Source organism: Enterobacter sp. BNK-29 (assembly GCF_048684785.1).
GTDB classification, from domain to species: domain Bacteria; phylum Pseudomonadota; class Gammaproteobacteria; order Enterobacterales; family Enterobacteriaceae; genus Enterobacter; species Enterobacter cloacae_M.
On record NZ_JBLQTU010000001.1, the window covers coordinates 680266 to 700439 of the forward strand.

The window sequence follows — 20174 nt, forward strand, 5'->3', positions numbered from 1 at the left end:
CCCGGGGATCAAGCACTCTGCGTGCGGCAGGTCAGTAGATTGTAATTATTTGAAACGGCTATTATCCCTTCAGCGAGGCGTTCACCCACTGCTGCAACGCGCGGCGCGAGACTTTAATGCCGCCATTTTTGAGTTCGGTCGGCAACAGCAGCCAGCGGACGGGTTGCTCAAAACGCGCTACCTTATCCCTGACCCAGTCAGGTAAACAGCTGATATCCGTTCCCGGCTCGCACTCCACCACCGCCACCGGACGCTGTCCAAACTCGGCGTCGTCCAGCGGGACGATAAACACCTGGTTAATCTGCGGATGGCGGGCGATAACACGCTCAAGGCTCTCCGGCTGGATCCCTTCTCCGCCGCTAAAAAAAGGTTGTCCATGCGGCCGAGGATCGTCAGGCGGCCGTCATGCCATTCACCGCGATCGCGGGTGGCGAACCATCCCTGCGCGTTGGTCAGCGGAACTAGTTCGCCGTCCCGCCAGTAGCCTGAGGCCATACTCTCTGCCCGGATCCAGACTTCACCGTTAACCACCTGCACCTCTCTGCCCGGCAGCGCATAGCCTACGTCCGGCTCGCCGTCCGCCGCTTTCGCGCAGACGGTAGAGGCAAACTCGGTCAGGCCGTAGCCGCAGAAGGTGTGAATCCCCTGCTCGCGCGCCTGCTGCGTCAACTCCACAGGGATGGCGGCCCCGCCCAGCAGCACCGCTTTCAGTGCAACAGCCTGGTGGGCATTAAGCAGACGCCAGAGCTGGGTCGGCACCAGCGAGGCGTGCGTACAGCCGCGCAACGCCTGCGCCAGCGGCTGTTTCTCGCGCACGGTTAACCGCGCGCCGGCCTGCAGCCAGCGCCATAAAATCCCCTGCCCGGAAACGTGAAACAGCGGCAGCGAAAGCAGCCAGTCGTCGTCTTCACCGTAGGGCATCAGCGACAAAACGCCGCGCGCGCTGGCGAGATGGGCGTCGCAGGTATGCACCGCCGCTTTCGGCAGCCCGGTGGAGCCGGAGGTTAGCGTCATCGACGCCAGACGCGCCGGTTGCCACGCAACGCGATTTTCCCCCGCGCGCTCGCGCATGCTCAGACCAGGAAGACCGTCAAAGGTACCGTCCAGCACCAGCGCAAAGCGCAGCGTCATCTGCGGGAGCAACACGTCCAGCAGCGGGCGCGGCAGCTGCGGATTAACGGGAAGAATGCGCGCCCCGCACTGGAGCAGCGCCAGCCACGCCAGCAGGGTATGCGGGTGATTATGGGCCAGCAGCAGCACGCCGTTGCCCTCCTCCACGCCCTGCAGATGAAACTCTGCCGCAAGGCGGTCGACGCGGGCGCACAGCTGCTGCCAGCTGAGCACCTCGTCGTTCAGCCTCAGGGCCGGTTTATCAGCAAACTGCGCGCGCCAGTGCCGCCACGGCCAGTCGGAAAAACTCATAACAACGGCTCCAGCGCCGCGACGTCGAGGCACGGCAGCGCGCTGTCTGGCCACGTGCGGATAAGCTGGGCCTGCATCAGGTTCAGCGTGTCGAGGCCGGGGATCGTATCCGGCGTTAGCCAGGCGGCAATGCGCGCCAGCTGGGTCAGCCCAAGGCTGGACTCAATCGACGAGCTGATGACCGCCGTCAGCCCCGAGGCGTGCGCTGCCGCGACCTGCTCGCGCACCTTCGCCAGGCTGCCGGTCAGCGTCGGTTTAATCACCACCGCGCTGACGCCGGGCTCGGCGATAAATTCAAAATCGTCCTCACGCAGGCTTTCATCCCAGGCGATGGCAATCCCCGTTTCGCGGGCAAACGCGCGCGAATCATCGCGGGTTTTGCACGGCTCTTCCAGGAAGGCAATGCGGCTGCGGTACGCCGGGTTGACGTACTTTGCAAACTGCTGCGCCTTGAGCGGCGTCCAGGCGCGGTTAGCGTCCAGACGCAGATGAAGGTCGGGGATCGCCTCCAGCAGCAGGTTAGCGACCATGCCGTCGCGCACCGCCTCGTAGAGACCGACTTTAATTTTCGCCACTTTCTCGCCCGGCATGGCGGAGAGCAGCGCGAACAGCTCGTCAGGATCGCCCGTACAGAGCGGTGCCGCGCGGTAGTTAGCCTCTTCAGGCAGGCTGCCGTCCAGCTCCGCCAGCGCGCAGCTGATGCCAAAAGCCGCGGAAGGCACCTCCGGCAACGCCGGATCCGCGCCCTCACGCCACGCGTCCGCCCACGCCAGCAATGCTGACTGCGCGTCATCCAGCGACTCCAGGCTAAAGCCCGGCAGAGGTGAAATTTCGCCCCAGCCTTCCCGCTCGTCCTGCTGCAGATGCACGAAGAAACCGTCACGGGTTTTTAACCGCCGTTCACGCAGCACCACGCCCGCGTCCATCGGTATCTGCCAGCGGTAAACCTGCGCGCGACGCATTACGGGTTCCGTTTGTATTTGCTGAAATCCGGCTGGCGTTTTTCGTTAAACGCATTGCGCCCTTCCTGACCCTCTTCGGTCATGTAGAACAGCATGGTGGCGTTGCCCGCCAGCTCCTGCAAACCCGCCTGTCCGTCGCAGTCGGCGTTGAGAGCGGCTTTGAGGCAGCGCAGCGCCATCGGGCTGTTTTGCAGCATTTCACGGCACCAGCGCACGGTCTCTTTTTCGAGATCGCTAATCGGTACCACGGTATTCACCAGGCCCATATCCAGCGCTTCCTGAGCGTTGTACTGACGGCACAGGAACCAGATTTCGCGGGCTTTTTTCTGCCCGACGATGCGCGCCATGTACGAGGCGCCCCAGCCGCCGTCGAAGGACCCCACTTTCGGACCGGTCTGGCCGAAGATGGCGTTCTCGGCGGCAATGGTCAGATCGCACATCATGTGCAGCACGTGACCGCCGCCGATGGAGTAGCCTGCCACCATCGCCACCACCGGTTTTGGACAGGTGCGGATCTGACGCTGGAAATCGAGGACGTTCAGGTGGTGGGTACCCGCATCGTCCTGGTATCCGCCGTAGTCGCCGCGCACTTTCTGATCGCCGCCGGAGCAGAACGCTTTATCGCCCTCGCCGGTCAGGACAATCACGCCGATGTTGTCGTCGTAGCGCGCATCCGCCAGGGCCTGAATCATCTCTTTCACGGTCAGCGGACGGAAGGCGTTACGCACCTGCGGACGGTTGATGGTAATTTTGGCAATGCCGTCGGTGGATTTGTGGTAACGAATGTCGGTGTAGCCTTCGGAACAGTCCTGCCATTCAACCGGGGCGTAGAGCATGTTTTCATCAGGATAGATCATAGAGTGTCCTTTATTCGATAACGCAGTATCTGAGCCAGACTCGCGATAACCGCATCGGGGTTTTCCCGGTGGGCGTTGTGTCCGGCATTGGGAATGGTATGGCGAACGGCGTTCACTTCCGCGGCAAGGGCCGCGAACTTCTCATCCCGTTCGCCATAGAGATAGTCAAAAGAGAAATCGCGTGCGCTAAGCGCGGCACGCAAATCCGGCTGCACGGCCAGCGAGGTAGCCTCGAGCATCATCGCCAGCGTCGCGCCGTTGTTCTGGCTGCGCAGGGTAATAAGAGCCTCGCGCTGGGCGTCCGTAAGGGAGGCGAACACGGGCTGTTGGTACCAGTCAGCGAACACCTTATCCAGCGGTTCGGTGCGAAAACGCGTTGCCCAGCGGCGGTCGGACGCCAGCCGCGCATTTCGCGCATCGGCTTCCTGCAGGCCCGGGTGTCCTCCCTCCACCATCACGCCCTGCAGCCCCTTCGGCTGCTGGCAGGCATGAAACATCGCAATGCGGCCGCCGAGGGAGTACCCGATGAGCCAGAATTTAAGTATGTTGTAACTAAGAAGGGTTCGGGTGAGCAACGTGCTCATCTCGTCAAACCCCGTCACGCCCAGATTCCGGGATCCACCGTGACCCGGCAGATCCAGATACAGCCGGGGATAATCGCTGAGCCCTTCACCGACCCTCTGCCACTCGCGGCGGTCGCCCGAAAAACCGTGCAAAAAGACCAGCCAGGGATAGCCGGGTTTTCCGGCCTGCTGCACGCCCGAGAGGATCACAGCTGGCTCACCTGCGCCAGCAGGCTTTGCAGGGACTGCGCACCGTCAGCCTCGTTCACCACCAGCTCAATCAGCGTCGCGCCCGGCTGTTTCCAGGCGCTGCTTAACGCCGCGTCCAGCTGTTCCCAGCTTTCCGGGCGATGGTATTTCAGGCTAAACATCGCCGCGGCGTGTTCGAACTGCACGTTCTGCGGCATCAGATAGAAGCGCTCGCGCTCGCTCTGCGGCGTTGGCAACAGGGAGAAAATCTGACCGCCGTTGTTGTTGACCACAATCAGCACAAACGGGGCTGACGCCTGACGCAGCAGCGCCAGCGCGTTGAGATCGTAGAGCGCGGAGAGATCGCCCACGATCGCCAGCGTCGATTTCGCGCTGGCGCGCTGCACGCCCGCCGCCGTCGAGATCAGCCCGTCGATGCCGCTGGCACCGCGGTTGCTGTACACCGGGTAGCCCGCAGGCAGCTTTGAGAAAGCGTCAATCAGCCGCACGACCAGGCTGTTGCCGACAAACAGCTGCCCCTGTTCAGGCAGGTACTGGCGAATGCGGTGCGCCAGCCCGGCTTCGCTAAACGCTTCACAGTGCGCTTTGGTCAGCTCCCACGCCTGACGCGAAAGGTCCGGGATGGCCACAGCCCAGGGCTTGCGTTTCTCAGCCGGATGAAGCGTCAGCCAGGCGTCGATACTGCTGACCAGACGACGACCGCGGTGGTGCGCCGGGTCAAGCCGTCCTTCCAGCGAATCCACCAGCCAGTACTCTTCCGGCGTGCAGGTGGCCTGCCACTGCAGTAACCGTTTGCCGGTCAAACTCGATCCAAGCTGGACCACAATCTGCGCCTGCGCAAGCTCGGTGACCGCTTTCGCGTTACCCAGCCAGAGATCGGCGCACGGCAGCGGCTGCCCGGTCTGGGAAAGCACGTCGCCAATCAGCGGCCAGCCAAGGGTTTGCGCCCATTCGGCAACCAGTTTGCCTTCAGCGGCGCTCATGCGCCCGGCTATCACCACGCCGCGCTTCTGCCGCCAGAAGAACCAGTCGCGCTGTTTCGCGCTCTCAAGATGCGTCTGCTCGCGCAGCCACGGTTTTTCACTCTGCCACCAGTCGCCGAGGGACTGCTGCCAGTCAAGACCCGTGTCGTCCAGCTCGCCGTACAGCGGCTCGGCAAACGGGCAGTTGATATGCAACGCCCCGCTGCGCAACGTCTCCATGGCGTGATCGACGGTGGAGACCAGCCAGCTTGCCGGAATATCCTGGGTGGGACGCGGTAACGAAATCGTCTGCGAAGGATGCGAAGAAAAGAGCCCCGGCTGTCGAATGGCCTGATTGGCACCGCAGTCGATAAGCTCAGGGGGACGATCGGCCGTCAGTAAGATCAGTCTTTCACCCGTTAACCCGGCTTCAATCAGGGCCGGATAGAGGTTCGCCACGGCGGTACCGGAGGTGACGATCACCGCCACAGGTTCTTTGCTGACTTTCGCCAGACCCAGCGCCAGATGGCCGAGGCCGCGTTCATCAAAGTGGGTGTGGTGAATCAACGCCCGGTTTTCTGCGGCCGCCAGCGTCAGCGGCGTTGAGCGAGAACCCGGTGCAATACACACGTGCCTGACGCCATGGCGCGTCAGGGCTTCAAGGATCACCGCCGCCCAGCGTCGGTTAAAAGAACTTACTGACATGAGATTGTCCGGTATCAAGAATGCGACACAGTATAAATAATAGAAAAAATTGGAATTTTGATATGAATCGGGATTGCGCGAATCTGTGTTAATCCCTTAGGAGCAGAGAGCGCAATCCGGCGGCTTTGTTTTCAATCTCCTGCCACTCCTGCTCCGGGTCAGATCCGCTGACAATACCGGCGCCGGCGTAGAGCCGCAGGGAGTCCTCCTGAACGCGCGCGGAGCGCAGCGCCACGCAGAACTCACTCTGTTCGGGGGATAAATACCCGGCCGAACCGGCGTACCACTCGCGGTTAAAGGGTTCAACCTTCTGGATAAACTCGCGCGCGGGCTGTCGGGGTAATCCGGCAACGGCCGCGGTCGGCTGCAACATGAGCAGACACTGCTCGTCGTCGGCCTGTTTGAGCTCGGTCCAGATACAGCGGCGCAAATGCTGCACCTTACGCAGGCGTACCACCTGGGGGGGCAGTACCTCAAGCGTCTGCGTAGAGTGCTGAAGACGCTGGCAGATATCTTCCACCACCAGCATATTTTCGCGCTGGTTTTTATCATCGTTCAGCAGCCACTCGCCGAGACGCTGCGCCTGGCTATCTTCGGTATGGCTGGCGACGGTGCCAGCGAGCGCTTCCGTGCGCAGCAGCTTGCCGCGCCGCCGCCAGAGACGCTCGGGCGTAGAGCCGAGAAACGCGTTGCGGGCGTCGAATACCATGCAGAAATGATAGCAATGTAAATTGAGGGCGCGGCTGGCGGCCATTAGCGCGACAGGGTTAACGCGCTGTGTGAACTGCAGATCGGTTGCCCTGGCGAGCACCACTTTTTCAAAATCACCTCGCGCGATGGTCTCCGTCGCCCTGCGGATAAGCTTCAGCCAGTCGGCCTGCTGCGGCTGATGGGTTTCGTGCTCAACCTGAACGGAGAGCGGACGGATAGATTTGGCAGGACGAAGCCGCTGTAAAAAATCCTGCGCGACGCGGGCATCCTCCACAAGCGAGCGGTCGCTCCACAGCTGCAGGCGCAGCGTGGCGTTGCCGGCGATGCGTCGCCAGAGCAGTCGCGGTAAAAAGAGGCTACCCTGTTCGGGATTAAAGGCGTTCAGGCCGCAGATGCGGGTATCACTTGCCGCGTTTTGCGCGTGCAAAAACTGCGAGGCTAATGCCAGAGAGGAAAATTGGGTGACCGCCCCCAGCGCGGCCAGCTCTTCATCACCGTTACGCTGCTGCCAGTAAAACTGCGGATAACACTGCTGCTCGCCCAGCCAGGCGAGGGGATCGAAGGCGTCGTTTAACGGGAAAGTGACGTCGAAATGACGTATGCCGGGTGCTGCGGGTAACGCTTGCGAAAGCTGGGTACGCAGTTGCTCCAGCGCGAGGAAAATCGAATTCACGCGAACCTCTCCCTGTTAAAACCTCATATTATACGGGGTACTGGCCATAAATAGCAGTACCCACGTATAGGGAGTGGTTAAGCGGCTTAACGACGGGCTAACAGCAGCCCCAGCACCAGCCCTACGGCAGCACCCACCCCAATACCCTGCCACGGTTTTTCATGCACGTAATCATCGGCACGATACACCGCTTTTTTGGCACGGTAGTAGTAAGTATCTGACGCATGACTGACGCGGTTTTTCACTTCATGCAGCGCCTGCTCGGCACGGGCTTTTAGCTCAATATATTTCTGATCGGCAGGGTCGCCCGAGGAACGTAACACCTCTTCCAGCGTTTCGCTCAGCAAGGCCAGGTCGTCGTCGATACGGGTATCCCAGGATTGAAATGACATATTTTTCTCCATGTTAGTACACCAGTCCGCTAACTATAGCCAACGACTCGCCATTACGCCTGCTTCGTTTCCCGCGCCATGCCGATATGCGGAATACCATCTTCGTCATATACATCCGTCACTGGCGCAAAGCCAAAGTGCCCGTAAAAGGATTGAAGATGCGCCTGCGCGCCCAGGTATAACGCCTTGTCCGGCCACTGTTTCCGGCACGCCTCCAGCGTTTTTTCCATCAGCTGATAGCCCAGTTTTTCACCGCGCGCCTTGCCGCTAATGATGACGCGACCAATGACGACAGGCTCAAAATCGTCTTCGCTTTTCAGAATCCTCGCATACGCCACCAGCTCGTTATCCCGCCAGCCGAGGATATGGCGGTTCTCACCAACGAGGTCATCGCCGTCGATGTCCTGATACGGGCAGGTCTGTTCCACAACAAACACTTCACAGCGCAGCTTCAGCAGGGAATAAAGTGAATGAACGGTGAGGTCGCTATGATGTAAATCTTGCCACTGGATCATGTCAGTCTCCTTCCTGGGGTTCATCACGTTATACTAAACCCCTCCCCGTTCGGCAAAGGGCTGATTGCGTTATGGAACTGATTTTTCTGGGTACGTCCGCTGGCGTGCCAACCCGCTCACGGAACGTGACGGCGATCCTGCTGGATCTTAAGCATCCCACCCGCGGCGGGCTGTGGCTGTTTGACTGCGGTGAAGGGACGCAGCATCAGCTGTTACACACCGCTTACCACCCCGGCAAGCTGGATAAAATTTTTATCACCCATCAGCATGGCGACCACCTGTTTGGCCTTCCCGGCCTTCTGTGCAGCCGCTCGATGGCCGGTAACGCCAACCCGCTGACGATTTACGGGCCAGCGGGTATTCGTGAATTTGTTGAAACTACGCTACGCCTGAGCGGGTCATGGACAGATTATCCGCTGGAGGTCGTTGAGATTGCTGAAGGCCTGGTTTTTGATGACGGGGATTACCGGGTTACCGCTCAACCGCTCAATCATCCTGTGGAGTGCTATGGCTACCGTATTGATGCGCATGATAAACCCGGCGCGCTGGATGCCGCCGCGCTGATGGCCGACGGCGTAAAACCCGGGCCGCTGTTCCAGCGTCTTAAGCACGGAGAGACCGTCACGCTGGAGGACGGACGCGTCATTAACGGCCAGGATTATCTCGCCGCACCGCAGCCCGGCAAAAAACTGGCGATTTTTGGCGATACGGCCCCGTGCCCGGCGGCGCTCACGCTGGCTCAGGGCGTGGACGTGATGGTGCATGAAGCGACGCTTGAAACGGCGATGGAAGAGAAAGCCAACAGCCGGGGCCATAGCTCCACGCGTCAGGCGGCGCAGCTTGCCCGTGACGCGGGCGTCGGGCGGCTCATCGTCACCCACGTCAGCTCGCGCTACGACGCGCGGGGATGCGCAAGCCTGCTGGCAGAGTGCCGTGCGCTGTTCCCGGAATGTGAGCTGGCCGAAGATTTCGCTCAGGTTAGCGTTTAGTCCTTCATTTTTCCCTCAGGATGCCGATAACGATTAAAAGGTCAGCATTTCTCTCGAGGGTAGAATGGATAATTTCCAGAAAGATATTGATGACAGGGCGAATCTGACCCTGTCGAACCGTTTTGAACTGTTGCTGTTCCGTCTTGGCACCTCTCTGAACGAAAATAAATCCGAGCTGTTTGGCATTAACGTCTTTAAGCTGCGTGAAATTGTGCCGATGCCGGAGTTCACGAAACCCGCCGGGATGAAATCGCCGCTGATGGGAATGGTGAATATTCGCGATCAGGTGATCCCGGTGATTGACCTGGCCGCCGTTGCGGGCTGTAAGCCCACCACCGGGCTGAACATCCTGCTGATCACCGAATATGCGCGCAGCGTGCAGGCGTTTGCCGTGGAATCGGTTGAGAACATCATGCGTCTGGACTGGAAACAGGTGCATGCGGCGGAAACCGCCGTCAGCGGTCGCTACATCACCAGCATCGCGTGTCTTGACGAGAAGACCGATACCAACGATCTGGCGATGGTGCTGGACGTTGAGCAGATCCTGTATGACATCACCCCGGCCAATCACGATCTGCACGCTACGAATCTGAAGACCACCAAATTCCATATCAAGCCGGGCGCTGTCGCCATCGTTGCGGAAGATTCCAAGGTGGCGCGCTCGATGCTGGAGAAAGGTCTGCAGGCGATGGAGATCCCCGCGCAGCTGCATATCACCGGCAAAGACGCGTGGGAGAAAATTGGCGTGCTGGCCGCACAGGCGCAGGCTGAAGGAGTTCCCATCACCGATAAGATCGCTCTGGTGCTGACCGACCTCGAAATGCCGGAGATGGACGGTTTTACGCTGACGCGCAAAATCAAAACCGACCCGGTATTGAAGGACATTCCGGTAGTGATCCACTCTTCCCTTTCCGGCAACGCCAATGAAGACCATATTCGCAAGGTGAAGGCTGACGGGTACGTCGCGAAGTTTGAGCTGAACGAGCTGTCGTCGGTGATTGAGGAAGTGCTGGACCGCTCGATGAAGAAGATTGACGGGCCGTTGATTAGCCGGAAGCAGCTGGCTTAAGCATGGTGCGGGCTGGTGCCCTCACCCCGGCCCTCTCCCACGGGGAGAGGGAGAAAACCATAAAAAAACCCGCCGAGGCGGGTTTTTTGTTTTTACATCAGCGGCATCGCTCGCTGCACGATATCAATCAGCGGCTGCGGATAGATACCGAAGATCAGCACCAGCAGTGCGGAGATAAGCACGACGATACCACCGGCGCTGTACTGCCAGTTGGTTGGGGCATCACGGTTGAGCTGCTGAGGCGCGCTCAGGTACAGGCTCACGGCCACGCGCAGGTAGTAGTAGAGACCAATCGCGGAGCCGATAACCACGCCCGCGGTCAGCCACCACAGGTGCGCCTGCACACCGACGGCCAGCACGTAGAACTTACCGATGAAGCCAAGCGTCATCGGGATACCTGCCAGAGAGAGCATCATCACGGTCATTACCGCGGACAGGATCGGACGGTGCCAGAACAGACCACGGTAGGAGAACAGTGAATCGGCATCCGGGCCACGGTACGGGCTGGACATCAGGCTCACCACGCCGAAGGCGCCGAGACTGCTGAACAGGTAACCGGCCAGATACACGCCCACGGTTTCCATCGACATCTCGCCGCTCTGCAGCGCAATCAGCGCCACCATCAGGTAGCCCAGATGAGAGATAGACGAGTAGCCCAGCAGACGCTTGATGTTGGTCTGGCTCAGCGCCATCAGGTTACCGAAGATGATGGAGACGAACGCGATAATGCCCAGCACCACGCGAACCGCTTCGCTGTCACCCACAGGCGCGTACAGGAACAGACGCATGACCACACCGAAGATAGCGATCTTGCTCGCCGTCGCCAGGAAGGTCGATACAGGAGCCGGGGCGCCCTGGTATACGTCTGGCGTCCACAGGTGGAACGGCACCAGAGAGAGTTTGAAGCCGAGGCCAACAATCATCATGCCCAGACCTGCCAGCAGCAGCGGCTCATGCAGCATGCCGTCACCGAGGCTCTTGCCGAGCGCCATGAAAGAGAGGTTACCGGACTGTGCGTACAGCAGCGCAATACCAAACAGCAGGAACGAGGACGCAGCAGCAGACAGAATGGTGTACTTGATGCTTGCTTCCAGGGAGCGCTTCTGACGGAAGGCGTAACCAATCAGGCCGAACAGCGGCAGAGAGATCAGCTCAATACCGAGGAACAGCGCAGCCAGGTGGTTCGCATTCGCCAGCAGAATGCCGCCCAGCGCGGCAATCAGAACCAGCAGGTAAAACTCTTCTTTGTTGTCGTTGTAGCCTTCGAGCCATGGGTACGCAAAGGTACAGGTTGCCAGGCTCGCCAGCAGCACCAGACCGGTATACAGCATGGCGTAACCGTCAACGCGCATCAGCGGGGTGACGTCCATCGCCCCACCCTGGCCAACAAACCAGAGAGAGACTAACGCGGCGTTCAGGCCGATAACCGACAGCGTGGCATTCAGGAAGTGATTGCGTCGCCACGCAATGGAGAGCATCACAACCACCACCGTCAATCCGACGATCAGCAGCGGTAGCAGCGCGATCAGTTGTTGTGGAGTTATTGTCATGGCGAATTACGGCCTTGTAGTAGAAGCAGAATTAACAAACCACTGCTGGATGTTACCCATCGCGCTATGCGAGGTATCCAGAATCGGCTGCGGGAAGAAGCCCAGCAGCACCAGCAGTACGACCAGCAGCAGGATGATGAACAGCTCACGCAGCGACATCCCCGGCAGTTCTTGTGCAGCAATTTCGCTCTTCGCTTTACCGAAGTAGGCGCGGTGCAGCATCGCCAGCGAGTACACGGAAGCAAACACCAGACCAAAGGTGGAGATCACGGTAATCACCGGTACCACTTTGAAGCTGCCGAACAGAATCATAAATTCGCCGACGAAGTTACCGGTACCCGGCATCCCCAGGGTAGCCACTGCGAAGAACATGGACAGCGCTGGCAGCCATTTAATTTTGCTCCACAGGCCGCCCATCATACGCATGTCGCGGGTATGCAGACGTTCATACAGCTGACCGCACAGGATGAAGAGGCCGGCTGCGGACAGACCGTGCGCAATCATCTGGATCACCGCGCCCTGGTACGCCAGCTGGCTGCCGGTGTAGATAGCAATCAGCACGAAACCCATGTGGGAAACGGAGGTGTAGGCAATCAGACGCTTGATGTCGTACTGCGTGAAGGCCATCCAGGCACCGTAGAAGATACCGATCACACCCAGCCACATGGCAATCGGTGCGAACTCTGCGGAGGCATTCGGGAACAGCGGCAGTGCGAAACGCAGCAGACCGTAGGCCGCCGTTTTCAGCAAGATGCCCGCCAGGTCAACGGAACCCGCCGTTGGTGCCTGAGAGTGCGCGTCTGGCAGCCAGCCGTGCAGCGGAACGACCGGCATTTTCACCGCGAACGCGATGAAGAAGCCCAGCATCAGCAGGTATTCAACGCCGTGGGACATTGGCGTCTTCAGCAGATCTTCGTAGTTGAAGGTCCAGGTTCCGGTCGCGTTGTGGTGAACAAACACCAGCGCCAGAATGGCAATCAACATCACCAGACCACTCGCCTGGGTATAGATGAAGAACTTGGTTGCCGCCGTGATACGCGTTTTACCGTCGGACGCCTTGTGGCCCCACAGCGCGATCAGGAAGTACATCGGCACCAGCATCATCTCCCAGAAGAAGAAGAACAGGAACATGTCGATGGCAAGGAACACGCCGATTACGCCGCCCAGGATCCACATCAGGTTCAGGTGGAAGAAGCCCTGGTATTTTTCGATTTCTCGCCAGGAGCAAAGTACCGCCAGAACGCCGAGCAGACCGGTCAGCACCACCATCAGCAGCGACAGGCCGTCAATCGCCAGGTGGATCGTAATGCCGAAACGCGGGATCCACGGCAGAATGAACTCAGACTGCCACTGCGGAATGCCCGCAGACTGGGTCAGTGAGTAACCGCCCTGCAACCACAGTTGCAGGCCAAGCGCGAGCGTCAATCCCATGGTGATCAGCGCGATCCAGCGCGGCATCTTCACGCCAAAGCGTTCAGTCTGCCAGCACAGGAAGCCGCCGATGAAGGGAATTAATATTAGCCAGGGTAGTAACATGGCGATTTACATTCCTTTTTAAGGCCCCCAGCAGGGGCCTGATTTTCAACGAATTCGAATAAAATTCACTTAACGATCAACGCAACACCATCAGCAGCGCCAGCACGACAACCGCACCGATGCTCATGGACGCCACATACCAGCGCAGGTAACCGTTCTCGCTGTACAGCAGGCCTTTACCTGCAAAGCGGGAAAGGATCGCCGGGATATTCATCAGGCTGTTCAGTGGGTCGCGCTTCAGCAGCCACGCAATGCCCAGGAACGGCTTAACGAAGATCATGTCGTACAGCCAGTCGAAGCCCCACGCGTTGTACCACCAGGTGCCCAGCAGACGGCCCGGCGCGCTGTTGGCAACGGCAGTCACCAGCGTACGTTTGCCCAGCCACAGCCATGCAGCGATCAGGATGCCCGCGATAGCGACCACACCGGAGGTGATTTCAAGCGTCAGAACGCGACCGTGCTCAAGCTCGGTGGTGTCTGGCAGTACGCCCTGCAGCGGTGGCACAATCATCGCGCCAACGAAGGTGGACAGTACCAGCAGCACAATCAGCGGCAGGTGGTGGGTAATTCCCTTCCCTGCGTGAGCGTGAATTTGTTCTTTACCGTGGAATACGATGAAAATCATACGGAAGGTATACAGGGAGGTCATGAACGCACCGACCAGACCCGCAACCATCAGATTGATATGACCATTCGCCATGGCACCCGCAAGGATTTCGTCCTTACTGAAGAAGCCCGCGGTGATCAGCGGCAGTGCCGCCAGCGCCGCGCCGCCCACCAGGAAGCAGACATAAACCAGCGGAATGGACTTACGCAGTCCGCCCATCTTGAAGATATTCTGCTCGTGATGGCAGGCCAGAATCACGGAACCGGATGAGAGGAACAGCAGCGCTTTAAAGAACGCGTGCGTCATCAGGTGGAAAATGGCCGCGTCCCATGCCTGAACGCCCAGCGCCAGGAACATGTAACCGATCTGGCTCATGGTGGAATACGCGAGAACGCGTTTGATGTCGGTCTGCACCAGCGCAGCAAAGCCTGCCAGCACCAGGGTGACCGCACCGACGATACCCACCAGATGCAGAATTTCCGGGGTCATCAGGAACAGGCCATGGGTACGCGCAATCAGGTAGACACCGGCGGTTACCATGGTCGCGGCGTGGATCAGCGCGGAGACAGGGGTTGGACCCGCCATCGCGTCGGCCAGCCAGGTCTGCAACGGCAGCTGCGCGGATTTACCCACAGCGCCACCCAGCAGCATCAGCGTTGCCCACCACAGCATGTTGTTGCCTGCAGCGAAGTGTGCCGGCGCCAGTTCCACCATTTCGCGGAAGTTCAGCGTGCCCAGTTCGTTGTAAAGAATGAACAGCGCAAAAGCGAGGAAGACGTCACCCACGCGGGTCACGACGAACGCTTTCATGGCCGCTGCGCCATTCTTCGGATCGGTGTAGTAGAAACCGATCAGCAGGTAAGAACACAGACCTACGCCTTCCCAGCCCAGATACATCAGCAGCAGGTTATCGGCCAGCACCAGAACCACCATGCTGGCGATAAACAGGTTGGTGTAGGCGAAGAAGCGGGAGTAACCCTCTTCACCGCGCATATACCAGGAGGCGAACATGTGGATCAGGAAGCCAACGCCGGTGACCACGGAAAGCATGGTCAGCGAGAGGCCGTCCAGCACCAGGTTGAAGCCGATGTTGAAATCACCGACCGACATCCAGGTCCACAGCGGCACGCTGAAAGGCTGACGCCCGTTGTTAAAGAAATCGATACCCGCATACGCCGTCACCAGCGCAGCCAGACCGATGGAGCCAATGCCCACGGTCGCAGACAGATTCTCAGACCAGCGGCCGCGAGAAAACGCCAGCAGCACGAAGCCAATCAGCGGAAAAATAATGGTTAAGGCAAGCATGTTCATCCACGCAACTCACTTACTGAATCGATGTTCAGGTTCTGGCGGCGACGATGGAGCTGCAGCAACAGCGCCAGGCCAATACTCGCTTCAGCAGCCGCGAGGCTGATGGCGAGAATGTACATCACCTGACCATCGGTCTGGCCCCAGTAGCTTCCGGCGACCACGAAGGCCAGCGCGGAGGCGTTAATCATGATTTCCAGACCGATCAGCATAAACAGCAGATTGCGGCGGATAACCAGACCGGTCAAACCCAGAACGAATAAAATCGCAGCGAGGATCAGTCCATGTGTTAAGGGGATCATGCGCGCTCCTCCGTTTTTCTTTTCGCGCGGTCGTCAGTGCGGTTGCTCAGCACCTCGCCAGCACGCTCTTCGCGGCCAACGTGGAAAGCAACAACCAGACCTGCCAGCAGCAGCATTGAGGCCAGTTCAACCGCCAGAACGTATGGGCCAAAGAGCGTGATACCGACCTCTTTAGCGCCGATCGGCGTGCCGTCGATGCCCTGATCGTTGACGCCCAGAATGGCGTAAACAATCACCGCCAGCATGATGGCCGACAAAATTGCCGGACCAATCCACACCTGCGGTTTTAACCACTGACGTTCCTGCTCAATTTCAGAGCCGCCCAGGTTCAGCATCATCACCACGAACACGAACAGCACCATGATGGCCCCGGCGTAGACGATGATTTCCAGCGCACCGGCGAAGTGCGCGCCCAGTGCGAAGAACACCCCGGAAATGGCCAGCAGCGAGATGATTAAGTACAGCAGCGCATGCACCGGATTGGTGTGCGTAATCACTCGCAGCGTAGCCAGGATGGCGATAAGGCCACAGATATAAAAAGCGAATTCCATTGCCCTCTCCTTACGGTAACAGGCTCTTGACGTCGATAGGCTTAGCTTCGTTCTCTGCTTCGCCCTTATCTTTGCCGTCGATTGCCATACCCGCCATCCGGTAGAAGTTATATTCCGGGTATTTGCCCGGACCGGAAATCAGCAGATCCTCTTTCTCGTACACCAGGTCCTGACGCTTGTACTCACCCAGCTCGAAGTCTGGAGTCAGCTGAATCGCCGTGGTTGGGCACGCTTCTTCACACAGACCGCAGAAGATGCAGCGTGAGAAGTTGATGCGGAAGAACTCAGGGTACCAGCGGCCGTCTACCGTCTCTGCTTTCTGCAAAGAGATACAGCCTACCGGGCACGCTACCGCACACAGGTTACAGGCAACGCAGCGCTCGGAACCGTCCGGATCGCGCGTCAGCACGATACGGCCACGGTAGCGCGGCGGCAGATATACCGGCTCTTCCGGGTACATCCGGGTTTCGCGTTTGGCAAACGCGTGCAGGCCGATCATCCAGATACTGCGTACCTGGGTACCGAAGCCTACCAGTAATTCTTTTAAGGTCATGGTCTATAGCCCCTTATGGCTGCTGCCAGAGAATGACAGCCGCCGTTACCAACAAGTTGACGAGCGTCAGCGGCAGGCACACTTTCCAGCCGAAGGACATTACCTGGTCATAACGCGGACGCGGTAACGCTGCGCGAATCAAAATGAACATCATCATGAAGAACGCGGTTTTCAGCGCGAACCAGATGAACGGCGGTAAGAACGGGCCATGCCAGCCACCGAAGAACAGCGTTACCATCAACGCGGAAATGGTGACGATACCGATGTACTCGCCCACGAAGAACAGACCGAATTTCATACCGGAATATTCGATGTGGTAACCGTCGGCCAGTTCCTGTTCGGCTTCTGGCTGGTCAAACGGGTGACGGTGACACACGGCCACGCCCGCGATTGCAAAGGTAATAAACCCAAAGAACTGCGGAATAACGTTCCAGATGTCGGCCTGGTTGTTAACGATGTCGGTCATGTTGAATGAACCGGCCTGCGCCACCACGCCCATCAGGGAGAGACCCAGGAACACTTCGTAGCTCAGCGTCTGCGCGGAAGCACGCATCGCACCCAGCAGCGAGTATTTGTTGTTACTGGACCAGCCTGCGAACAGCACCGCGTAAACCGCGAGGCCTGCCATCATCAGGAAGAACAGAATGCCGATGTTCAGGTCAGCAACCACCCAGGTCGGGCTGACCGGAACGATAGCAAACGCCAGCAGCAGCGAGGTGAAGGCGATCATCGGTGCCAGAGTAAAGATCACGCGGTCCGAGAAGCGCGGGATCCAGTCCTCTTTAAAGAACATCTTGATCATGTCCGCGACCAGCTGGAGTGAACCACCCCAGCCCACGCGGTTCGGTCCATAACGGTTCTGGAACAGACCGAGCAGACGACGTTCACCAAAGCTCATGAACGCACCGCAGGTGACCACTACCAGCAGGATAACAACCGCTTTCAGAATGCTCAGCAGGATGTCGATAAGATCCGGCGTTAACCAACTCATGCTTTTGCCTCCTGCAGGTTATCAAGACGCGCACCCGCCAGAACCGGCGCGATGCCAGGCATACCCATCGGCAGACCCACCTGCCCTGCTGTCAGACCTTCGGAGATAATCAGCGGCAGGCTGATTGTCTGGCCGTCATAGCTAAAGGCGATGTTTGCGCCCGCGTTAACGCCAAGCTTCGCGGCATCCGCCGGGTTGAGCTTGATGTACGGCTGCGGCATGCGGGTCTGGAAGACCGGTGAACGCTGGGAAAGCTCGTCGCTACCGAACAGATGGTAGTACGGCGCGATACGCCAGTTGCCATCCTGCGCCTGGAAGCTCGCCGGTACGGTGGTGAAGAAGTCCAGACCGGTTTCGGAGGCTTCAATCAGACGCACGCCCGGATCGCCGTGGCGCAGGGAACCACCCACTTCAGCCTGGAACTTGTTCCAGGCCTGCGGGGAGTTCCAGCCTGGTGCCCATGCGAATGGGATTTGCGAACGCGGCGCAGACGGCTGGTTGTTCCCTTCCATGGAGAAGGCGAACATGGTGTCTTTATCCTGCGGCTGGCGCGGTTCGTGCACGCTGATATTGGCGCGCATCGCGGTACGGCCGCTGTAACGGTGCGGTTCACGCGCCAGTTTCTGGCCGCGAATGCGGAAGCTTGCTTCAGGTGCGGCATCTTTAATGCCTGCCAGCTGAGGCAGTTTTTCGACTACCGCGTCGATAACGTGGTCGAGCTGCGTCCAGTCCACTTCACGGCTCTGCACGGTGCTGTGCAGGGAGTGCAGCCAGCGCCAGCTTTCCAGCATCACGGTGTTGCTGTCGTAGTAGGCCGGGTCGTAAACCTGGAAGAAACGCTGTGCGCGGCCTTCGTTGTTGATAACGGTACCGTCGCTTTCTGCGAAGCTTGCCGCAGAGAGAACCAGGTGCGCTTTGTCCATGATCGCGGTGCGCTGATGGTCAATCACCATTACCAGCGGCGCTTTGGAGAGCGCGGCGTCAACGCGAGCGGCAGAGGCGTGGCGATGCAGGTCGTTTTCCAGCACCACAACGGCGTCAGCGGCACCGGATTCCAGTTCGCTTAACGCTGCTTCCAGCGAGCCGCCGCCGATCATGCCCAGACCAATGCTGTTCACCGCACGGGCAATCATGGTCACACCGACGTCCGCACCGCGGCCCTTCAGGGCTTTGGCAACGTTGGCTGCCGCCTGAATGATCTCCGCGCTGCCGGCATTGGTTCCGGAAATAATCAGCGGTTTCTTCGCACCTGCCAGGGCCTGAACAATCACGTCAACCTTGTTCTGCAGGTCGCGATCCAGTTCTACCGCCGGCGAGCTGCTGTCCAGCGCGTGGGCAATCGCAAAGCCGAGGCGCGCCTGATCTTCAACCGGTGCGCAGTAGGTCCACGCCGCGATGTCGTCCAGACGGGTGTTGTCAACGTTGGTCACAAACAGAGGATGCTTCGCGCGCTGACCGATGTTCAGGATCGCCGCAATCTGCCAGTCGGCCACTTTCTGCGCCGCTGCCATTTCACGTGCTTTACCCTTCACCGCCTGACGAACCGCCAGAGCCGCGCGTGCGCCGGTCTGCGTCAGGTCTTCACCCAGCACCAGGACCGCATCATAAGATTCGATTTCGCGCAGCGCAGGGGTATGAATACCGCCTTCACGCAGCACTTTCAGTACCAGCTGCAGACGTTCCTGCTCGCCCTGGGCGATACCGGTATAGAAGTTTTCCGCCCCAACCAGCTCGCGCAGCGCGAAGTTGCTTTCGATGCTGGCGCGCGGGGAGCCGATACCGATCACTTTCTTCGACTGGCGCAGAATATCTGCCGCGCCCTGCATCGCCTGTTCAGCGTTCAGGGTAATGAAGTCGTCGCCACGGCGCTGAACCGGCTGACGCGGACGGTCTTTCAGGTTCACATAGCCATAGCCGAAACGACCGCGGTCGCACAGGAAGTAGTGGTTAACGGTACCGTTGTAACGGTTTTCGATACGGCGCAGTTCGCCGTAGCGCTCACCCGGGCTGGTGTTACAGCCGAGGGAACACTGCTGGCAGATGCTTGGCGCAAACTGCATGTCCCATTTACGGTTGTAACGCTCGGAGTGGGTTTTATCCGTGAATACGCCGGTCGGGCAGATTTCTACCAGGTTACCGGAGAATTCGCTTTCCAGCGTACCGTCTTCCGGACGACCGAAGTAGACGTTATCGTGCGCGCCATAAACGCCCAGATCCTGACCGTCTGCGTAGTCTTTGTAGTAACGCACGCAGCGGTAGCAGGCGATGCAGCGGTTCATTTCGTGAGAGATGAACGGCCCCAGGTCCTGGTTACGGTGGGTACGCTTGGTAAAGCGATAGCGACGGAAGCTGTGGCCGGTCATCACGGTCATATCCTGAAGGTGGCAGTTACCGCCCTCTTCACAGACCGGACAGTCGTGCGGGTGGTTGGTCATCAACCATTCCACAACGCTTTCGCGGAACTGTTTCGCTTCTTCGTCATCAATCGAAATAAAAGTGCCTTCGGTGGCTGGCGTCATACAGGACATCACCAGGCGACCACGCGTGTCTTCCGCGTTTTGATATTGCTTCACCGCACACTGGCGGCAAGCACCGACGCTGCCCAGCGCCGGATGCCAGCAAAAGTACGGAATATCGAGGCCAAGAGACAGACAAGCTTCCAGCAGGTTGTCCGCCCCGTTGACTTCGTATTCTTTGCCGTCTACATGAATCGTAGCCATTAGCATGCTTCCAGTTGGCTCGGTCG

The 20174-nt window shown here is 59.1% G+C and carries 17 protein-coding genes and 1 pseudogene; 2 read left to right on the forward strand and 16 right to left on the reverse strand.

All coding sequences use genetic code 11. The features are described 5' to 3' along the window. Positions 1 to 61: 61 nt before the first annotated feature. The 8 genes and pseudogenes from menE to ACMGGX_RS03180 form a co-directional block, all read right to left on the reverse strand. Positions 62 to 1422: pseudogene (menE, locus tag ACMGGX_RS03145) on the reverse strand (o-succinylbenzoate--CoA ligase). Next, the gene (gene menC, locus ACMGGX_RS03150) at positions 1419 to 2384 is read right to left on the reverse strand and encodes an o-succinylbenzoate synthase (RefSeq protein WP_181593546.1); all 966 of its coding nucleotides are present in this window, start codon (positions 2382 to 2384) and stop codon (positions 1419 to 1421) included. The pseudogene menE and the gene menC overlap by 4 nt, the downstream one beginning before the upstream one ends. After that, positions 2384 to 3241: a 1,4-dihydroxy-2-naphthoyl-CoA synthase gene (gene menB, locus ACMGGX_RS03155; RefSeq protein ID WP_159514608.1), complete on the reverse strand. Its 858-nt coding sequence runs from the start codon at positions 3239 to 3241 to the stop codon at positions 2384 to 2386. Before menB ends, menC begins: the two co-directional genes overlap by 1 nt. After that, positions 3238 to 4014, reverse strand: coding sequence for a 2-succinyl-6-hydroxy-2,4-cyclohexadiene-1-carboxylate synthase (gene menH, locus ACMGGX_RS03160; protein WP_181593547.1), 777 nt, complete (start codon positions 4012 to 4014; stop codon positions 3238 to 3240). Before menH ends, menB begins: the two co-directional genes overlap by 4 nt. Then, positions 4011 to 5681, reverse strand: coding sequence for a 2-succinyl-5-enolpyruvyl-6-hydroxy-3-cyclohexene-1-carboxylic-acid synthase (menD, locus tag ACMGGX_RS03165; protein ID WP_420298033.1), 1671 nt, complete (start codon positions 5679 to 5681; stop codon positions 4011 to 4013). Before menD ends, menH begins: the two co-directional genes overlap by 4 nt. 88 nt (positions 5682 to 5769) lie before the next feature. Further along, on the reverse strand, positions 5770 to 7065 hold the full coding sequence (gene menF / locus ACMGGX_RS03170; protein WP_348561544.1) for an isochorismate synthase MenF: 1296 nt from the start codon (positions 7063 to 7065) through the stop codon (positions 5770 to 5772). Positions 7066 to 7151: 86 nt separating this feature from the next. Next, positions 7152 to 7457: a stress response protein ElaB gene (gene elaB / locus ACMGGX_RS03175; RefSeq protein ID WP_008500219.1), complete on the reverse strand. Its 306-nt coding sequence runs from the start codon at positions 7455 to 7457 to the stop codon at positions 7152 to 7154. 53 nt (positions 7458 to 7510) lie between these two features. Further along, positions 7511 to 7972 carry a GNAT family N-acetyltransferase gene (locus tag ACMGGX_RS03180; RefSeq protein WP_348561545.1) on the reverse strand — a complete coding sequence of 154 codons (462 nt, stop codon included), beginning with the start codon at positions 7970 to 7972 and terminating at the stop codon, positions 7511 to 7513. A gap of 71 nt (positions 7973 to 8043) precedes the next feature. Here ACMGGX_RS03180 and rbn point away from each other — a divergent pair, with 71 nt between their 5' ends. Beyond that, positions 8044 to 8961, forward strand: coding sequence for a ribonuclease BN (gene rbn / locus ACMGGX_RS03185; RefSeq protein ID WP_348561546.1), 918 nt, complete (start codon positions 8044 to 8046; stop codon positions 8959 to 8961). A gap of 64 nt (positions 8962 to 9025) precedes the next feature. Beyond that, complete coding sequence (locus ACMGGX_RS03190) at positions 9026 to 10030, forward strand: chemotaxis protein (protein ID WP_023312530.1); 1005 nt, start codon at positions 9026 to 9028, stop codon at positions 10028 to 10030. A gap of 92 nt (positions 10031 to 10122) precedes the next feature. Here ACMGGX_RS03190 and nuoN read toward each other — a convergent pair whose 3' ends face one another. The 8 genes from nuoN to nuoG all read right to left on the reverse strand — a co-directional run bounded on the left by nuoN (position 10123) and on the right by nuoG (position 20148). After that, positions 10123 to 11580 carry an NADH-quinone oxidoreductase subunit NuoN gene (nuoN, locus tag ACMGGX_RS03195; protein ID WP_023312531.1) on the reverse strand — a complete coding sequence of 486 codons (1458 nt, stop codon included), beginning with the start codon at positions 11578 to 11580 and terminating at the stop codon, positions 10123 to 10125. Positions 11581 to 11586: 6 nt separating this feature from the next. Next, the gene (nuoM, locus tag ACMGGX_RS03200) at positions 11587 to 13116 is read right to left on the reverse strand and encodes an NADH-quinone oxidoreductase subunit M (protein WP_023312532.1); all 1530 of its coding nucleotides are present in this window, start codon (positions 13114 to 13116) and stop codon (positions 11587 to 11589) included. Between the two features lie 76 nt (positions 13117 to 13192). After that, entirely contained in the window at positions 13193 to 15034 is a 1842-nt protein-coding gene (gene nuoL, locus ACMGGX_RS03205) for an NADH-quinone oxidoreductase subunit L (RefSeq protein ID WP_014884634.1), read from the reverse strand. After that, positions 15031 to 15333, reverse strand: coding sequence for an NADH-quinone oxidoreductase subunit NuoK (gene nuoK / locus ACMGGX_RS03210; protein ID WP_003861496.1), 303 nt, complete (start codon positions 15331 to 15333; stop codon positions 15031 to 15033). The genes nuoL and nuoK overlap by 4 nt, the downstream gene beginning before the upstream one ends. Further along, entirely contained in the window at positions 15330 to 15884 is a 555-nt protein-coding gene (nuoJ, locus tag ACMGGX_RS03215) for an NADH-quinone oxidoreductase subunit J (RefSeq protein WP_023312534.1), read from the reverse strand. Before nuoJ ends, nuoK begins: the two co-directional genes overlap by 4 nt. A 10-nt stretch (positions 15885 to 15894) precedes the next feature. Beyond that, a complete protein-coding gene (gene nuoI, locus ACMGGX_RS03220) occupies positions 15895 to 16437 on the reverse strand; it encodes an NADH-quinone oxidoreductase subunit NuoI (protein ID WP_003861491.1) in 543 nt (180 codons plus the stop codon). Positions 16438 to 16450: 13 nt separating this feature from the next. Then, positions 16451 to 17428: an NADH-quinone oxidoreductase subunit NuoH gene (gene nuoH / locus ACMGGX_RS03225; RefSeq protein ID WP_047346615.1), complete on the reverse strand. Its 978-nt coding sequence runs from the start codon at positions 17426 to 17428 to the stop codon at positions 16451 to 16453. Beyond that, a complete protein-coding gene (gene nuoG / locus ACMGGX_RS03230; protein ID WP_252032540.1) occupies positions 17425 to 20148 on the reverse strand; it encodes an NADH-quinone oxidoreductase subunit NuoG in 2724 nt (907 codons plus the stop codon). The genes nuoH and nuoG overlap by 4 nt, the downstream gene beginning before the upstream one ends. Between the last annotated feature and the right edge of the window lie 26 nt (positions 20149 to 20174).

Coding starts and splice junctions, on each gene's coding strand:
- nuoK (WP_003861496.1), bottom strand. CDS start 15,333: ATGATCCCCTTAACACATGGACTGATCCTCGCTGCGATTTTATTCGTT.
- nuoJ (WP_023312534.1), bottom strand. CDS start 15,884: ATGGAATTCGCTTTTTATATCTGTGGCCTTATCGCCATCCTGGCTACG.
- elaB (WP_008500219.1), bottom strand. CDS start 7,457: ATGTCATTTCAATCCTGGGATACCCGTATCGACGACGACCTGGCCTTG.
- menB (WP_159514608.1), bottom strand. CDS start 3,241: ATGATCTATCCTGATGAAAACATGCTCTACGCCCCGGTTGAATGGCAG.
- ACMGGX_RS03190 (WP_023312530.1), top strand. CDS start 9,026: ATGGATAATTTCCAGAAAGATATTGATGACAGGGCGAATCTGACCCTG.
- rbn (WP_348561546.1), top strand. CDS start 8,044: ATGGAACTGATTTTTCTGGGTACGTCCGCTGGCGTGCCAACCCGCTCA.
- nuoG (WP_252032540.1), bottom strand. CDS start 20,148: ATGGCTACGATTCATGTAGACGGCAAAGAATACGAAGTCAACGGGGCG.
- ACMGGX_RS03180 (WP_348561545.1), bottom strand. CDS start 7,972: ATGATCCAGTGGCAAGATTTACATCATAGCGACCTCACCGTTCATTCA.
- nuoH (WP_047346615.1), bottom strand. CDS start 17,428: ATGAGTTGGTTAACGCCGGATCTTATCGACATCCTGCTGAGCATTCTG.
- menD (WP_420298033.1), bottom strand. CDS start 5,681: ATGTCAGTAAGTTCTTTTAACCGACGCTGGGCGGCGGTGATCCTTGAA.
- nuoN (WP_023312531.1), bottom strand. CDS start 11,580: ATGACAATAACTCCACAACAACTGATCGCGCTGCTACCGCTGCTGATC.
- nuoL (WP_014884634.1), bottom strand. CDS start 15,034: ATGAACATGCTTGCCTTAACCATTATTTTTCCGCTGATTGGCTTCGTG.
- menC (WP_181593546.1), bottom strand. CDS start 2,384: ATGCGTCGCGCGCAGGTTTACCGCTGGCAGATACCGATGGACGCGGGC.
- nuoI (WP_003861491.1), bottom strand. CDS start 16,437: ATGACCTTAAAAGAATTACTGGTAGGCTTCGGTACCCAGGTACGCAGT.
- nuoM (WP_023312532.1), bottom strand. CDS start 13,116: ATGTTACTACCCTGGCTAATATTAATTCCCTTCATCGGCGGCTTCCTG.